18 protein-coding genes are annotated in these 16526 nt (G+C 42.5%); 7 read left to right on the top strand and 11 right to left on the bottom strand.

All coding sequences use genetic code 11. The features are described from left to right. Nucleotide 1 precedes the first annotated feature (1 nt). Entirely contained in the window at nt 2-979 is a 978-nt protein-coding gene (locus NSQ99_RS10200) for a hypothetical protein (protein WP_340836413.1), read from the bottom strand. Nucleotides 980-1055: 76 nt separating this feature from the next. Then, nucleotides 1056-1379, bottom strand: coding sequence for a hypothetical protein (locus NSQ99_RS10195; protein ID WP_340836412.1), 324 nt, complete (start codon nt 1377-1379; stop codon nt 1056-1058). Nucleotides 1380-1564: 185 nt separating this feature from the next. On the opposite strand from NSQ99_RS10195, the gene NSQ99_RS10190 reads away from it, so the two are divergent. Next, on the top strand, nt 1565-1945 hold the full coding sequence (locus tag NSQ99_RS10190) for a hypothetical protein (protein WP_340836411.1): 381 nt from the start codon (nt 1565-1567) through the stop codon (nt 1943-1945). Between the two features lie 89 nt (nt 1946-2034). Here NSQ99_RS10190 and NSQ99_RS10185 read toward each other — a convergent pair whose 3' ends face one another. The 4 genes from NSQ99_RS10185 to NSQ99_RS10170 all read right to left on the bottom strand — a co-directional run bounded on the left by NSQ99_RS10185 (nt 2035) and on the right by NSQ99_RS10170 (nt 6312). Beyond that, nucleotides 2035-3522: a glutamate synthase subunit beta gene (locus NSQ99_RS10185; RefSeq protein ID WP_340836410.1), complete on the bottom strand. Its 1488-nt coding sequence runs from the start codon at nt 3520-3522 to the stop codon at nt 2035-2037. Between the two features lie 450 nt (nt 3523-3972). After that, the gene (locus NSQ99_RS10180; RefSeq protein ID WP_340836408.1) at nt 3973-4749 is read right to left on the bottom strand and encodes a creatininase family protein; all 777 of its coding nucleotides are present in this window, start codon (nt 4747-4749) and stop codon (nt 3973-3975) included. A gap of 107 nt (nt 4750-4856) precedes the next feature. Continuing rightward, nucleotides 4857-5345: a dihydrofolate reductase gene (locus NSQ99_RS10175; RefSeq protein WP_340836407.1), complete on the bottom strand. Its 489-nt coding sequence runs from the start codon at nt 5343-5345 to the stop codon at nt 4857-4859. A gap of 10 nt (nt 5346-5355) precedes the next feature. Then, nucleotides 5356-6312: a thymidylate synthase gene (locus NSQ99_RS10170; protein WP_340836406.1), complete on the bottom strand. Its 957-nt coding sequence runs from the start codon at nt 6310-6312 to the stop codon at nt 5356-5358. A 192-nt stretch (nt 6313-6504) separates the two neighbouring features. On the opposite strand from NSQ99_RS10170, the gene thpR reads away from it, so the two are divergent. The 5 genes from thpR to NSQ99_RS10145 all read left to right on the top strand — a co-directional run bounded on the left by thpR (nt 6505) and on the right by NSQ99_RS10145 (nt 9591). Beyond that, the gene (gene thpR / locus NSQ99_RS10165) at nt 6505-7059 is read left to right on the top strand and encodes an RNA 2',3'-cyclic phosphodiesterase (protein ID WP_340836405.1); all 555 of its coding nucleotides are present in this window, start codon (nt 6505-6507) and stop codon (nt 7057-7059) included. Between the two features lie 106 nt (nt 7060-7165). Continuing rightward, on the top strand, nt 7166-7366 hold the full coding sequence (locus NSQ99_RS10160; protein ID WP_340836404.1) for a spore coat associated protein CotJA: 201 nt from the start codon (nt 7166-7168) through the stop codon (nt 7364-7366). Between the two features lie 18 nt (nt 7367-7384). After that, the gene (locus NSQ99_RS10155; protein ID WP_340836402.1) at nt 7385-7651 is read left to right on the top strand and encodes a spore coat protein CotJB; all 267 of its coding nucleotides are present in this window, start codon (nt 7385-7387) and stop codon (nt 7649-7651) included. Between the two features lie 24 nt (nt 7652-7675). After that, on the top strand, nt 7676-8245 hold the full coding sequence (locus NSQ99_RS10150; RefSeq protein WP_251665202.1) for a manganese catalase family protein: 570 nt from the start codon (nt 7676-7678) through the stop codon (nt 8243-8245). Nucleotides 8246-8406: 161 nt separating this feature from the next. Beyond that, nucleotides 8407-9591, top strand: coding sequence for an IS256 family transposase (locus NSQ99_RS10145; protein ID WP_210178541.1), 1185 nt, complete (start codon nt 8407-8409; stop codon nt 9589-9591). Between the two features lie 329 nt (nt 9592-9920). On the opposite strand, the gene NSQ99_RS10140 is transcribed toward NSQ99_RS10145, so the two are convergent. From NSQ99_RS10140 to pdhA, 5 genes are all read right to left on the bottom strand, one after another. Beyond that, nucleotides 9921-10421, bottom strand: a complete 501-nt coding sequence (locus NSQ99_RS10140) for an acyl-CoA thioesterase (protein WP_340836400.1) — start codon at nt 10419-10421, stop codon at nt 9921-9923. 153 nt (nt 10422-10574) lie between these two features. Further along, nucleotides 10575-11996, bottom strand: a complete 1422-nt coding sequence (gene lpdA / locus NSQ99_RS10135; protein WP_251665200.1) for a dihydrolipoyl dehydrogenase — start codon at nt 11994-11996, stop codon at nt 10575-10577. 3 nt (nt 11997-11999) lie between these two features. Beyond that, complete coding sequence (locus NSQ99_RS10130) at nt 12000-13265, bottom strand: dihydrolipoamide acetyltransferase family protein (RefSeq protein ID WP_340836399.1); 1266 nt, start codon at nt 13263-13265, stop codon at nt 12000-12002. Nucleotides 13266-13342: 77 nt separating this feature from the next. After that, nucleotides 13343-14320, bottom strand: coding sequence for an alpha-ketoacid dehydrogenase subunit beta (locus NSQ99_RS10125; RefSeq protein WP_251665198.1), 978 nt, complete (start codon nt 14318-14320; stop codon nt 13343-13345). 19 nt (nt 14321-14339) lie between these two features. After that, the gene (gene pdhA, locus NSQ99_RS10120; protein WP_251665197.1) at nt 14340-15407 is read right to left on the bottom strand and encodes a pyruvate dehydrogenase (acetyl-transferring) E1 component subunit alpha; all 1068 of its coding nucleotides are present in this window, start codon (nt 15405-15407) and stop codon (nt 14340-14342) included. Nucleotides 15408-15687: 280 nt separating this feature from the next. On the opposite strand from pdhA, the gene NSQ99_RS10115 reads away from it, so the two are divergent. Then, a complete protein-coding gene (locus tag NSQ99_RS10115; RefSeq protein WP_340836397.1) occupies nt 15688-16425 on the top strand; it encodes an alpha/beta hydrolase in 738 nt (245 codons plus the stop codon). Nucleotides 16426-16526 lie beyond the last annotated feature (101 nt).

The following is a 16526-nucleotide window of genomic DNA, read 5'->3' as shown; positions in this document are numbered from 1 at the left end:
ATTAATTATTTATGTAGTTAGTAATCGTTTGAAATATGCTGGTCACGCCTTTCGACCAGTTTGGATCCTCTGCATACTTTCTATTAATCCATACGATAGGCTCAATATCTTCAGGTCGATCCTTACTTAAATTAACTAGTGTTCTAGCTGCGATCGCTGTAGAGTCTTCAATTGTTGTATTATAATCCTTCCAGCTATGAAACACATTAAAAGGGTTGTTAGCAATTTCTTCCGCTTGCTCGTGCTCACGATGAACAAAGCCTTGCTCTTGTCCAGTAATGGCAAACAAAAGCACCACCGAAAGATTGAACTCCTTGGCGGTCGCGATAATCGTGCTAAAGTATGGTTCATCCGCAAGCTTTGATTCTCTAGATTCCAAGAACGACTTTAGCTTATCGATGTCTATCTGTTCATACTGATACAATGCAGGTAGCTCATTGAAAGGCAAGCTTTCTTGTTCTATTGTCGAGGTTTGTTCCACGATGGGAATAGAATCGGCCTCTTTCGGCTGCTCAACTGGCTTAACGAAATAGGCTATAAGTACAATCAAAAGGCAACCAACCGCATACAGTAGTGATTTTCGTAATCGCTTAGATTGGTACAGCTGCTGTAGCTGCTTGGTAAGCTTGTCCAGCCAGGTCCGCTCAGCAATGACCTCGTCGATGCCATGGTCCAGTCTCCATTCTCGCCATAGCTGCCGAGCTTCAACATCCTGCGAGGCGAGCTGTTCACATGCATGATCAATATCATCCAAGCTTACAGGCCGCTGCTCGCGAACTACCACTTGCTTAATCAGCTCATTACACAGTTTTTGTCTTAACTCCTGCTCGAAGGGCGGTAGCTGACGTTCGATAATTTTTACGATGGCATCTGCAACAATCTCTGCATGCTTCTCTTTCGGCAGATGCACATATTTATGCTTGACATATCCACGAATACGATCAACAGAATCTAGCGATAATACATCCCGTTGCTCCACAGGGTTCGCCTCACTTTTCCATTAATGCCGTGCTATAGATTACAAGCCATGCTATGTCATTTCAAGCCATACTATATCACATCTGAGCTGCTGCCTGCTTGATTTGCTGTTGAACTGCCTCAGATAGGATAAACGACTTGATTTGCTCTTTTTCTAGAAACGTAAGCTGATATTCACAGTCACAGCCAATATCCTGAGGCACCATTTGAGCAATGATACCTCCATGATTGCAAATGACTAAAATCGTAAAATCTGTGAGATCTTTAGGTACCGTCGCACTATCCGTAGTTAGCTGAGGCTTCAACGTAATATCGATCCATTGATGGTCACGGCACTCGATGCTCATATGCAAGCTAGAAAACTTCATTTCCTCAATATGATCCGATCCATATCTTATCACATGTATTCACCTTCTATTACTCGCTAGTTAATTCTATTCTATCATAATTGACGAAACCATAATAGAATGAAGGCTTTGTTAAACATTCAAAAATAAATATTAGCTGCAGCACAGGCACATGCCCAATACACGGACATCCTGCATGCATAGGCTAAATGGTAAATAAATGAGAAAGTGGTGAAAGCATGCCCACAAATTATTTAGTTCCACCAGCTACACTTCAACAATATGTTGGTCAAATGGTTCAATTTCAAGCAGGAAATCAGCATTATACAGGTCTGCTAACGAATTTTGATACGGGATCAGGAATGGCAACCTTCCTAATTTATGCACCTAACGGTCAACAATATACGATGCAGTTCCATAACAGCGATATTATCGGTATCGGACCAGCAACATATAATCCTACTCAGCCGGGTCAAGGTCCGCAGCACCCTCAACACCCTCAGCATCCGCAGCATCCACAATATCCCGGCGGAGTTATGCAATTTCCTTGGTGGTTGCTTGGAAGAGCTTATACGAACCAATTCGGACACATTATCATTACACCAGAGCAAGAGGAATAGTAGCAAAAGGACCCATAGTATAGACACCTTAAACAAGGTTCTATACGATGGGTCCTAGCTTTTCACTACGTTAACCATACATCACTCGTCTATGGGAGCATTGAGCTGCCCATTAAATATTTATCTACCTCGCGTGCAGCCTGTCTGCCTTCATTTATTGCCCATACGACAAGACTTTGGCCTCTGCGAACATCTCCTGCAGCGAACACACCTTCAATACTCGTACGATATTCACCATAGCGCGCTTTTATATTCGAACGCGTATCCGTAGCAAGACTCATTTCATCAATGATTGCAGCTTCTGGCCCCTCAAAGCCGATAGCAACAAGTGCTAGATCAACTGGCCACACTTCCTCCGTGCCTTCGATCTCCTTATACACTTTACGTCCTTCTTCATCGATGTAACGTTCGATTCGAACGGTGTGAAGCTCTGTAATGTTCCCTTGCTCATCTCCAACAAATTTCTTTGTTAAGATGGAGAATTGACGTGGGTCTTCACCGAATATCGCCTTGGCTTCCTCATGTGCATAATCCAAAGTATACACATTAGGGAACTGTGGCCACGGATTAGAGATCGCATCACGTGTAGCAGGAGCTTTAGCTACTGTACCGAATTGAACAACTGACTTACAGCCGTGTCGCAGCGCTGTTGCCACACAATCCGTTCCAGTATCCCCGCCACCGATGACAATGACATTTTTGTCCTTAGCACTAATGTAGTTACCATCCTCAAGATTAGAGTCCAGATAGCTTTTTATTGTACTGTTTAGATAATCCATTGCAGGGTAGATACCGTTCAATTGAGAGCCCTCGATTTCGATTGAACGTGCTTTGGTCGCACCTAGAGCTAGTACAACAGCATCATACTGCTTGAGCAGCTGGGCTGCAGCAATATCCTTCCCGATTTCGGTATTCGTAATAAATTCAATGCCCTCTTGCTTTAACAGATGAACACGGCGATCCACAACATGCTTCTCCAGCTTCATCGTAGGAATCCCATACGTTAGCAACCCACCAATGCGATCCGCACGCTCATAAACGGTTACGGTATGACCAGCCTTGTTCAGCTGAGCAGCTGTAGCAAGACCAGCCGGTCCAGAACCTACAACCGCAACCTTCTTTCCTGTACGAGCCTTTGGAGGCTGAGGGACAATCCAACCTTCAGCAAAGCCGCGTTCAATAATTGCTTCCTCGATAGATTTAATCGTTACAGCATCACCGATCAAGCCCACCGTACACGAGCCTTCACAAGGTGCTGGGCACACTTTACCAGTGAATTCAGGAAAGTTATTCGTTTTGTGTAGGCGATCCAGTGCTTCCTTCCACTGACCGCGGTAAACAAGATGGTTCCATTCAGGAATTAAGTTGTTTAACGGACATCCTGATACCGTACCGCCAAGCTCAATCCCAGTGTGGCAATAAGGCGTACCACAATCCATACAACGAGCGCCTTGTGTTTGTAGCTGTTGCTCTGATAAATGCTTATGGAATTCTCTCCAATCGTTTACACGTTGAAGAGGGTTACGATCACTAGGTACTTCTCTCTCGAAATCTAAAAATCCAGTAGGCAATGACATGACTATGTTCCTCCATTTACAAAAAGAAGATTAGCTAATTAAAGCTAAAACGGTCGAATGTATACATCCTCAAATGAGGCAATGGCTTCGTAAGTTATACCAATATGCTACCATTCGAGCTGTACTTTCCGTAATGGATTATCACCATAATCATTTGCACTATTTGCACTAATTTATTCAGGCGACTTAACGAGATAATTTGTACTAAAACACATATTTATAGTAATGTGACAATAGCTGAACTCGACCACATCCCAATGATATCAGTACTTATCAACGATTTTAACAATGTCCACAATCAAATCTGAACATATATTATACCTATTCACTTGTAATATTCGCACGATTTCTAAACTCCATCAATCGAGTTTAAATTGCATAAAAGAGCTTATCGATTGCCAAGCAAGCACAATCAATAAACTCTTTAGATTTACATTAACTATTCACTTATTAAGGATTATATAGCTTCACTACATTTGTATAGTTCATCGTTCGCTTTGGCCATGACAGTTTGGATAACTCGTCCTGCAGCTTGCTCCCTACGAGCGATAAATTACTTTCAATTATTCTTTTGCCTTCTTCCTTCGACGTAGCACGAGGATCATCTCCCCAAATCCCTACCATCGTCTCATCTGACAGTTCTTCAAGATCAACAAGCTCTGGATATAGTCCTAGCATTAGCGATGTTTCATTAAATGCTGCATGATCGGTCATTATCCCTTCATTGCCTTTTCCACCGAGCTGCCAAAGCTCAAATAGCTTCAAGTCAAACTGCTTCTCGAATTTAGGTATAAACTTCCTAAAGATATTCGTGGAAGGACCATGTCCATGCGCTACGACAATCTTGAAACCAGCACGTGACAAATTCTTTAGCGTTGCTTCCAAAATATTAATAAATAATTCATCTTCGATATAATAAGCTGAACCATCTAATTGTTGAAGGTTTTCTCGCTCAAAGCTATGAACATCCATCCCAATATAGTCGAATTCCTCTTGACTAATCTTCGTATCTGGACCAAGGAACAACGTCGGCAATACAATGCCGCCTATTCGTTCAGCCAATGCCTTGAAGAATCCTTTTGATTGTAAACTATCTGACCCTAACGGAAGATGCAATCCATGCCATTCCAATGTACCAAGTGGAAGGTACGCTATAGGACAATGATTCAATCGTTCAAGAAATTCATCGGGTCTCATTTCTTCATACAGAACATTATTCTTTTGCACAAGCGAACCCTCCAAACCGATGATGGTTGTAAGAGATACCTCTCTCCGTTCATCTAGCATACATGAACTTAATGAGATCGTGGAAAGGAAAAATTTACTTTAGCTCCTTACTTTACACGATCATAGACGCATATCGTAAAGCTGTATTTATTTTTTTCATCACTCTCTACGAATTCAGAGCTAGTAAGCGTAAATTCCTGCTCGTCAAATTCAGGGAAGTACGCATCCGCATGTGCAATATCAACCTCTACCTTCGTTAAGTAAAGACGATCAGCGATAGGTAAAAACAGCTCATAGATTTCTCCCCCGCCTGTAATCATTAACTCTTCATCCCCATACTTTTGCAATGCCTCTTCTATAGTATGGACAATCTCACAGCCTTCAATATGCAGATCCTGTTGTCTCGTTAGTATGACATTGCGTCGGTTTGGCAGCGGTCTTCCTAGCGACTCATAAGTTTTTCGTCCCATCACGACTGTTTTATTAAGCGTGGTGCGCTTAAAATGCGCGAGCTCCTTAGGTAGATGCCACAGCATTTGATTATTGGCACCGATTGCTCGCTCCCTGCTCATCGCAGCAATTAATGAAATGGTCATGTTACTCCTCCTAGACTGCTACAGGCGCTTTAATCGTCGGATGCGGGTCATAGCCCTCTATCGACAGGTCCTCAAGCTCGATATCAAATACAGAGGTCTTGTCCGTATTCAACACAAGCTTAGGCAATGCACGCGGCTCTCTCGACAGCTGAGTTTGTATCTGCTCAACATGATTCAAATAAATATGTGCGTCACCAAGTGTATGAATAAAATCCCCAACCTCAAGTCCACATTCATGTGCTATTAAATGCGTTAGAAGCGCATAGCTTGCAATATTGAATGGTATGCCAAGGAAGATATCACCACTGCGCTGGTAAAGCTGACAGCTTAGCTTGCCGCCCGATACATAAAACTGGAACATCGTATGGCAGGGTGGCAACGCCATGCTCGGTATATCCTCAGGATTCCAAGCGGAAACAATCATTCTACGTGAGTCTGGATTGTTTTTAATGGTATGAATAACATCTGCAAGCTGATCGATCACATCGTTTTGTGTTGTGCGCCATGCACGCCATTGCTTCCCATATACGTCGCCAAGCTCGCCATATTTCGCTGCAAACTCATCCTCATTCAGCACTCTTTCCTTAAATATAGCAAGCTGCTCCTCATAGCTGCGAGCAAACTGCTCGTCGCTTTGTGAGCGTAGACCAAAGTTCGTCATGTCAGGACCATTGTATTCACTGGATTCCACCCAGCGCTTAAATGCCCATTCATTCCAAATGTTATTATTATTTTGAAGCAAATATTTAATGTTCGTATCGCCTTTAATAAACCAAAGCAACTCACTTGCTACAAGCTTAAAAGGAACACGCTTTGTCGTTAATAAAGGAAAGCCTTCTGCTAGCGGAAAACGCATCTGATAGCCAAACATAGAGATCGTGCCTGTTCCCGTTCGATCTTCCTTGCGCTCTCCTTTCTCCAAGCAATCTTTTAACAGCTGGAGATAGGCCTGTTCACTAGTTTGCACATTATTCACTCCTAAATTTGTTTCATTTTTCGAGTTATTTCATTCGAAACATTATACCATATCACGACATAGAATCCTATCATCATCGCAACATCGAGAATAACTGTATACATTGCGGAGCTGCTAACGATATCGACGCTGCAGCTCATTCGATCTGCTGTAAACTACACGAAGTATTGGAGGTACATATCAATGAATAAACAACAATCATCTCGACTTTTTATCGCGGTACCCGTGTCTCAACGCGTAACGAATACGCTGTCTGATTGGGTACAAGGACATCAGCAAAAGCTTCCCTTTCGGAAATGGACACATCCCGCTGATTATCATATCACTCTGCAGTTTCTAGGCGAGACTTCACCACCCGTCATCAATAAGCTTATCGAAACGCTTCAGCATGTAACATTTGAACCATTTTCACTATCGCTTGGCCAAATTGGCGTCTTCGGTCAAAAAGCCTCTCCGCGTATCTTGTGGGCTTCCGTTGTTGATTCCACTCAAGCTCTAAAGGAGCTTCAGCGACAAATTGTAAAGAGAACAGAATTAGTAGGCTTCGAAACAGAAAAACGAGAATTTAGAGCTCATTTGACCCTTGCACGAGACTATCGAGGTGATCGCAGCTTTCAGCTATCTGACATTTCCGATCAGCCTGATGCTAGCTCGTGGGAGGTGAATCATTTTACCGTCATGAAGTCGAATGTAAAAAGCACGCCGATGTACGAAGTGGTGCACACCTTCCATGTCTAAGCTTCATAAAAAATTCATGCTGAAATCATGTTTTATACAATGTTTTCAGCATATTCACTAGTTCCTTCTTCATATGGTTAATTAGTAACGATGAAAGGAGATTTCTATGAGCGATCAAGTTCGATATTTTGAAGTATTTGCGGGCCCTTTCGATCCATGTCCTCCGATTGGGTTCAAAAGCTTCCAGGTTCCGCCAAATCAATTTATTACGTTCCAGCCACCGAATCTTCCACAATTTCAGCCTTATGAAGCGTTAAAGCTTGGCACACTATGGCAGCCGTTGTACAGCCCATATGGCAGTCAGTAAAGGAGTTGATCAATTACGATGAGCATTCAGCTTGACGAAGCCTATTACAGCCTGCTTCACGAATTGCAGGCCATTGACTTTGTCTTAGTCGAACTACAATTATACCTCGATACCCACCCGAACGATGCCGCAGCACTCCAGCAATTTAACCAGTTTGTCGAATTACGCAAACGTGTAGCCCACCACTACGAGACAACATACGAACCATTACTACAATTCGGACGCAGTAATATGCCGGTAAGCAGCTGGCAATGGATTGAAGCACCTTGGCCTTGGCAGGTTTAAAGTTAATTTGACTGGAGGTTAACTATGTGGATTTATGAAAAAAAGCTGCAATATCCTGTTAGAGTTAGCAAATGCGACCCTATGATGGCAAAGCTGCTCATGGAGCAATATGGAGGGGCTGATGGTGAGCTCGCAGCTGCCCTTCGCTATCTTAATCAGCGATACACCATCCCTGACAAAGTAATCGGGTTACTTACCGACATTGGTACCGAAGAATTTGCCCATTTGGAAATGATTGCAACGATGATCTACAAGTTAACGAAGGACGCTACACCGGATCAATTAAAAGCAGCCGGCCTAGGCCCGCATTTTGCTGCACATGACAGTGCATTATTTTACACCAATGCCAACGGTGTACCGTGGACTGCCTCTTATATTCAAGCCAAAGGTGATCCGATTGCGGATTTATATGAGGATATTGCTGCTGAGGAAAAAGCAAGGGCTACCTACCAGTGGTTGATTGATTTAACAGATGATGTCGATCTGCAAGATAGCTTAAAGTTTTTGCGGGAGCGTGAGGTTGTACACTCCCTTCGTTTTCGTGAAGCGGTGGAAATTCTTAAAGAAAAGCAATCAGAGAAAAGGTTCTATTAACATTATTATTTCAGGTGCTTATTCAGCTTTATTATCATTGTTGTTATTGTTATCTTTTTAGAGAGTATAAAATATTATGTGTAAATGAATAAATGCAAAAGGAAGACCTTTTCTTGTAGAATTGAGTTACCACACAAAATTCACAGAGAGAGGTCTTCCCTATGAATCATTTTACAACAGATTTAGTCCAAGCTCTAGTTACAAAACAAGATGTGACTGAAATTTTTCGTATTCACCTCGAAAGAGCGATGAATCACTTGTTAACAACCGAGTTAACCGCCTTCCTAGATTACGAAAAGTATGATCGTGCAGGCTTCAATACAGGCAATTCTCGTAACGGCAGCTATACACGTACGCTCCATACGGAATACGGCGATCTGCACCTTCAAATCCCTCGTGATCGTAATGGAGAGTTCAAGCAGCAGACCGTAGCGCCCTACAAGCGATCCAACGACACGTTAGAATCGTTTGTCATTCATATGTTCCAAAAGGGCGTAACCATGACTGAAATCGCTGATCTGATCGAGAAAATGTATGGGCATCATTACACACCACAAACCATATCTAACATGACGCAAGTGATGGTAGAGCATGTTGATGCGTTCCTAAAGCGCCCATTAGCCCAGCGCTATGTCTGTGTCTATTTGGATGCAACCTACATTGCTGTAAAGCGTGAGACTGTTTCGAAAGAAGCCGTTTACCTAGCTGTAGGCATTCGTGAAGACGGTTCTAAGGAGGTGCTTAGCTATGCCATCGCTCCAACTGAGTCTGCCTACGTATGGAAAGAGCTTCTGCAAGACCTTCGAGAAAGAGGCACAGAAGAAGTGCTACTCTTTATTTCTGATGGGTTAAAAGGTATGGTTGATGCCATTTTCGAGGTCTTTCCAAGTGCCAAATACCAAACCTGCTGTGTTCATCTTGCTCGCAATCTTGCTCATAAAGTGCGTGTGTCTGATCGTGCTGAGATCTGTGATGATTTCAAAACAATATACCGCGCAAAGGATGAGCAAGCTGGTCGTGAAGCGCTAGAACGTTTCTGTGATAAGTGGAAAACTGCTTATCCTAAAGCAACGAAAGCTTTAGTGGAGAATCCGTATATCTTCACGTTTTACAGCTTTCCACAGTCGATTTGGAGAAGCATTTACTCTACGAATCTTATTGAATCTTTTAACAAGCAGATCAAGAAATACACGAAACGGAAAGAACAATTTCCTCACGAAGAAGCACTAGAGAAATTTTTAGTTTCACAGTTCGAAGGCTATAACCAACGCTTTGCTACAAGATGTCATATTGGCTTTGACCAAGCTCGTGCAGAACTACAAGCCATGTTCAAAAGCAACACGTAATTCAACTGCTACAAGTAAAGGTTATTTTTATTTACACAAAATTCTTGACGCTACCTCTTTTTATCTATTAAGCTCCATCATTGGAGCTTTTTTATTTGTCGGATTGTTAAATAATGAGCATTACTCACCCAAGCAGCTCATATGGTCAAGCCGTATACTTTATCATATTAGCTTTGTCAGTAAAATATGAATAGAAGCAACCCATTGAAGCTGAGGTTACTGTTGAACTCAGTTAAGTTCAGCACTTCATAGAAAGTTTATCTTATCTATCAATAAAAAATCGTTTGTCTCATCACAAACGATTTACTATAAGATCTATTTATTTACTGTTATTCCTCACTTGCATCCGCTTGTTTACGCTCCTGCCTTCTCTTTCTTCTTGCCTCGTGACGCTCTGGTGCGCTAGCAAACAGCTTTTTCTCGAGCTTTGTTTCTGGCTCAATCTCTGCGATCGGAGTTGGTTTTCCGTCCTCGCCAAGCGCTACAAACGTAAAAAACGCTTGAACATTTTGCTTCTTATCTCCACTATTCAAATTCTCACTCGTTACGGTTACATAGATTTCCATAGAGCTGCGATGTGTCCAAGATACGAACGCCTTAACCTCAATTACTTCACCGATCATAATCGGAGCTAGGAAGTCAATACTGTCCATTGAGGCGGTTACTGATCTTGTACGCGCATGACGCATAGCTGCTATCGCTGCAGCCTTGTCCATATATTCCATTAATCTACCGCCGAACATCGTATCATAATGGTTCGTGTCTGACGGAAAAATAAGCTGGGTCATTAGCGTAAAGGAGTCAGAAGGCTTCTTTTTTTCATTAAGCATGAATACGTTCACCTCTTCATTGTATTTATGTATTTTCATTTTCATGAGGATAGGTTCGTCTTAACGTAATAAAAAGGCTTCAGGCCGTCTATGCAATGCATAAACAGCCTGAAACCAATAGAATCAACCGATTGGACTAGCTAGTCGATTGAATTATCTTTTTTTAGCAACCGCATGGATCGGATGTCCAAGTAGCATTTCAGCTGCATCTAGAACGATCTCGCCAAGCGTTGGATGCGCATGGATAGTAAGAGCGATATCTTCAACCGTAGCACCCATTTCGATTGCAAGAGCAAGCTCAGCAATCATATTTGAAGCTTCGATACCAACGATTTGTGCACCTAGCAATAAACCAGTGTCAGCATCGCCGATTAATTTAACAAAGCCTTCTGTAGCGTTCAAGCTCATTGCACGGCCGTTAGCACCATAGTTGAATTTACCAACTGTAATGTTAAGACCTTGAGCTTTTGCTTCAGCCTCGCCAATACCAACGCTGCCGATCTCTGGATCAGAGAAGCAAACAGCAGGAATTGCTTTATAGTCAACAGCAGAAGCTTCACCAGCGATATGCTCAGCAGCAACGCGGCCTTCATACATCGCTTTGTGTGCAAGTGCAAGACCAGGAACGATATCACCAATTGCATAGATATGCTTATGGTTTGTACGTCCGAACTCATCAACCTTAACAAGACCACGATCAGTCATCTCGATGCCGATTAGGTCAAGACCTAGCTCACCGTCAGTGTTAGGACGACGACCAACTGTTACTAGCAGGTAATCTGCAGTAACAGATTCTTCTTTATCGCCAACAGTATATGTTACTGTTACATCTTTATCTGTTTGAGTAGCGGATTTAGCTTGCGCTCCAGTAATAAGGTTAGCACCTTTACCTTTGAATTTCTTAGCAACAACTGCAGAAACGTCGCTATCGAAACCAGGAAGAATTTGGTCAGAGCCTTCGATCACTGTTACTTGTGTACCGTAGTTAGAGAACATTTGGCTAAGCTCGATACCGATATAGCCACCACCGATAACTACGATGCTTTTTGGAATTTCAGGTAGAGACAATGCACCTGTAGAGGATACGATGCGTCCGCCAAATGGGAATGCTTTAAGCTCAATTGGACGAGAGCCTGTAGCAATGATACAGTTTTTGAAACGATAACGAGGAGCTTCTGCATCGTTAAATACGCGAGCTTCGTTTTCGTTAATAAACATTACTTCGCCGTTGAAATATTCAACTTTGTTCGCTTTAAGCAAACCAGCTACACCGCCAGTAAGATTAGAAACGATTTTGTTTTTGAACTCTTGTACTTTGTTCCAGTCTACTTTTGGTTTGCTGATTTCAATACCGAAAGTTTCTGCATGCAATGCATTCTCATATTGATGAGAAGCAGAGATCAAAGCTTTAGAAGGGATACATCCAACGTTAAGACATACACCACCAACATTTGCTTTATCTACACAAAGTACTTTTTGACCAAGCTGTGCTGCACGAATTGCTGCAACATAACCACCAGGACCAGCACCAATGACTAATGTATCAATATCGAGAGAAGCGTCTCCTACTACCATATGTTACACCTCCATAATGAATAGCTCAGGCTGTGCCAAAAGCTTTTTAATGTGGTTCATGAAGTTTTGTGCTGTCGCGCCATCGATTAGACGGTGGTCAAAGCTTAGAGAAAGCGCCATAACTGGTGCTGCTACTAGCTCGCCATTGCGTACAACAGCTTTTTCAGAGATACGACCTGTACCAAGAATAGCAACCTCTGGGAAGTTAATAACAGGAGTAAAGAACATACCACCAGCAGAGCCGATGTTAGAAATTGTAATTGTGCTGCCTCTTAGCTCGTTAGCAGCAAGCTTACCATCACGACCACGAACAGCTAGATCTTTAATTTTGTCTGCAATGGCAAACAAGTTTTTACGATCTGCATCTTCAACTACAGGAACAATCAAGCCATTCTCTGTATCTGTCGCAATACCGATATTGTAGTATTTACGGTAAACAATCTCTTGGTTTGCTTCATCAAGCGTAGAGTTCATAATTGGGAACTCACGGCATGCAGATACAAGAGCTTTTACGATAAATGGCAGATACGTAAGCTTAGAGCCACGTTGTTCTGCATATGGTTTGTATTTTGTACGTAGAGCAACTAGCTCAGTTACGTCTACTTCATCCATAATGGTTACATGAGGTGCAGTGTATACAGATTTAGACATTGCGCCTGCAATAATTTTACGGATACCTTTGAATGGAACGCGTTCTTCTGGACGATATGCATCGCCAGATGCAACTGGAGCTGCCGCTGCTGCAGGTGCTGCTGCTTCTTGAGCTGCTGGTGCCGCTGCTGCAGGTGCTGCACCGTTAAAGCCAGCAATATCTTCACGAGTTACACGGCCATTTTTGCCAGTGCCTGATACTTGTGTAATATCAACGCCTTGCTCACGAGCGAATTTGCGTACGCTTGGTGTTGCAAGCACTACTGCAGATTCAGCCACTGGAGCTGCCGCTGCTTCTTGAGCACTAGATGCTGCCGGAGCTGGCGCTTCTTCCTTAGCCTCTTCAGCTGGAGCACCAAAGCCTTCAGGAATTTCACCTTCAGCTTCAATAATCGCAACAACCTCGCCAACTTTTTTAACGTCTCCGTCCTTCATTAGAACTTCAACAACTTTACCATTAACAGGACATGGAACTTCAACGACTGCTTTATCGTTTTGAACTTCCATAATAATGTCATCATCGGTTACGGCTTGACCTGGAGCGATCAATACCTTAACAATTTCACCTTCGTGAAGACCTTCACCTAGTTCTGGGAATCGGTATTCGAATTTAGCCACCGATATTTACCTCCTTGTAGTACAGCCTGCGAAGCGCAGGCTGTCACAGTTCATTCAATTTCAGTATGTCATTGCTCTTAGAAGTTTATTACTTTATTAACTGCATCAATAATACGAGCTGGAGTTGGAAGCCATTGATCCTCGATTTGTGCGAAAGGATAAACAGTATCCGGGCCAGCAACACGTAGAACTGGTGCTTCAAGATGTAGAATTGCATGCTCGTTGATTTGTGCAATAATTTCTGCAGCTGCACCAGAAGTTTTTTGAGCTTCTTGAACAACGATGCAACGATTTGTTTTTTGGATTGATGCAACGATCGTATCGATATCAAGCGGTAGCAACGTGCGAAGGTCGATAATTTCAACATTTACACCTTGTTTTTCTAGTTCATCAGCAGCTTTTTTAGCTGTATGAACCATCATACCGTAAGCAAGAATAGTTACATCCTTACCTTCTTTTACAACGTTTGCTTTACCAATCTCAACTGTATATTCACCTTCAGGAACTTCATCACGGAATGCGCGATATAGGTTAAGATGCTCCATGAAGAATACTGGGTCGTTATCACGAATTGCTGAGATCATTAGACCTTTAGCATCGTATGGGTTAGAAGGAATAACAACTTTAATACCAGGTGTTTGCAATGCTAACCCTTCAAGAGAGTCTGTATGAAGCTCAGCTGCTTTTACTCCACCGCCGAATGGTGTACGGAATACGATTGGAGAATTGTAGCGTCCGCCTGAACGGTAACGCATACGAGCTGCTTGAACGAACATTTGGTCAAGCGCTTCAAAGATAAATCCAACGAATTGAATTTCCGCAATTGGACGGAATCCTTGAATACCCATACCAACTGCCATACCAGCAATTGCTGATTCTGCTAGCGGAGTATCGAATACACGATCTTCGCCAAATTCTTTTTGTAAACCTTCAGTTACACGGAATACACCGCCAACATGACCAACGTCTTCGCCGAAGATGACAACATTAGGATCACGTGTAAGTTCAATGCGCATCGCATCGCGAATTGCTTCTAACATATTCATTTGTGCCATTGTCGATTAATCCTCCCTATTACTCGAAATCAGCTTTTTGAGCTTCCAAGTGCTGTGGTGTAGTTTCGAACATAGAATCAATAAGACCAGCAACCGTCATTTTTTCTGTTTGCTCAGCTTTTTTGATATGTTCTGCAACAGCTGCTTTTGCTTCTTCTTTTACGCGAGCTGTATCTTCTTCAGTCCATAGACCTTTTTTCTCAAGGAATTTGCCGAAGCGAGTAAGTGGATCAAGCAATGCTTTTTCTGCTTCTTCTTCTTTCGTACGATATTTCGTCGTATCATCTGCAAGAGAGTGCGGACGATAGCGGTAAGTAATTAGCTCAAGCAAAGTTGCTCCTTCACCTTCGTAGCCGCGTTTTGCAGCATCTTGTACTGCCTTAATAACTGCAAGTACGTCCATACCGTCAATTTGCTGACCAACAATACCAGCTGCAACAGCTTTATGTGCAACAGAGAGAGCAGCAGTTTGTTTGGAGTAAGGTGTTGTGATTGCATAGCCGTTGTTTTGTACAACGAAAATTGCAGGTAATTTGAACGCGCCTGCAAAGTTCAATGCTTCGTAGAAATCACCTTCAGAAGAACCGCCGTCACCTGTATAGGTAATTGCAACGCGTTTCTCGCCTTTTTTCTTGAATGCCATCGCAACGCCCATTGCATGAAGCACTTGCGCGCCGATAATAATTTGTGGCATAAGCACGTTTACGTCTTCAGGAATTTGACCACCATGTTGATGACCACGAGAATATAGGAATGCTTGGTAAAGCGGTAGACCGTGCCAAACGATTTGTGGCATATCACGGTAACCTGGGCAAATAAAATCTTCTTTATTAAGTGCAAACTCACTACCAATCATGGAAGCTTCTTGACCAGATACTGGCGCATAGAAACCTAGACGACCTTGACGACCAAGGTTGATTGCACGCTCATCCCACGTACGTGTGAATACCATGCGGTACATAATTTCCTTTAATTGATCGTCAGTAAGTTCTGGCATGTACTCTGGATGTGCTACATCCCCTTCTAGTGTCAGAACGGATAGCGGTGTAACCGGCTCAGTTTGAACCTCATATGGCAATTTGCTCATTGAGAACGCTCACCTCATCTTAAAATATTTGAAAATTGTGTGTCTCTGTTATAGAATTATTATACCGCTGTTTATTACGTTTGGTCAAAGTAAAAAAGGAGAAATGTCGCTAATTTTAGCGAATTCTCATCTTTCAAGCCCAAAGTTGTAGTATAACAGCTACACAATATCAGTATAACAGCATGATACAAAGCTGTTTTTTGCAATCATTTTACAGGACATCTCTTATTTTACCTATTCGCAAGCTTTCCATACTACATTTTAAAGGAGATTTTCACTCATGACGGACAATCGCTTTCTTAAGCGCACCATTCTTAAAAGCACGATTAAAAGCAAGCATTTACCTGAAGGTGAACGAAACCTACGCATATATTTACCGCCAGGCTATAATGAGGTTTTAAGCTACCCCACCATCTATTGCCAAGACGGTGAAGATTTTTTTAATTTTGGAAGAATCGCTACTACAGCTCAGCAGCTTATCCTTGATGGTGGCATTGAACCATTCATTATAGTAGGCGTAGATGTAGATAAGTCGGTACGTACGGAAGAATATTCTCCTGACGGTACTCGTCACCAGGCTTATGTTGACTTTTTTGCTCAGGAGCTTGTCCCCTTTATTGAAAGCAGCTATCCAGTTCGAGCAGATGTAGAGGAACGAATTCTAGCAGGTGATTCATTAGGTGGGACGGTTTCGCTACATATTGCACTACAGAATCCAAACCTATTTACGAAAGTAATGAGTATGTCTGGTGCATTTTATGAAGCATCGCTACAGATTGTAGCTGCTTCAGGAGATTTAGATTGGCTGAATATATATATGATTGTTGGCCTGCAAGAAGAAGCTTTTGAAACCGATCGTGGTGTATATAATTTTGTAGAGCTTAATCGAAGCATGCACAAGCTGCTTCAGGAACGTGATGCTACGATTCATTATGAAGAAAAAGACGGTAAGCATCAATGGGGCTTTTGGCAGAAGGAAGTGCCGCAGGCAATACGTTATTTTATACGCGAATATTAATACCGAAGTTTCGGCTTTGATGGCGATGAGGTTTCGTTGATGTTTACTCGACGGTAAATATGGGGTTCAACCGAAAGGTTATGCTTCCGTAGTATGTTTTC

It is taken from the genome of Paenibacillus sp. FSL W7-1287, from assembly GCF_038004245.1.
GTDB lineage: Bacteria > Bacillota > Bacilli > Paenibacillales > Paenibacillaceae > Pristimantibacillus > Pristimantibacillus camelliae.
Note: the sequence above shows the minus strand (reverse complement) of the source record. Positions and strands in the feature narration are given on the sequence as shown.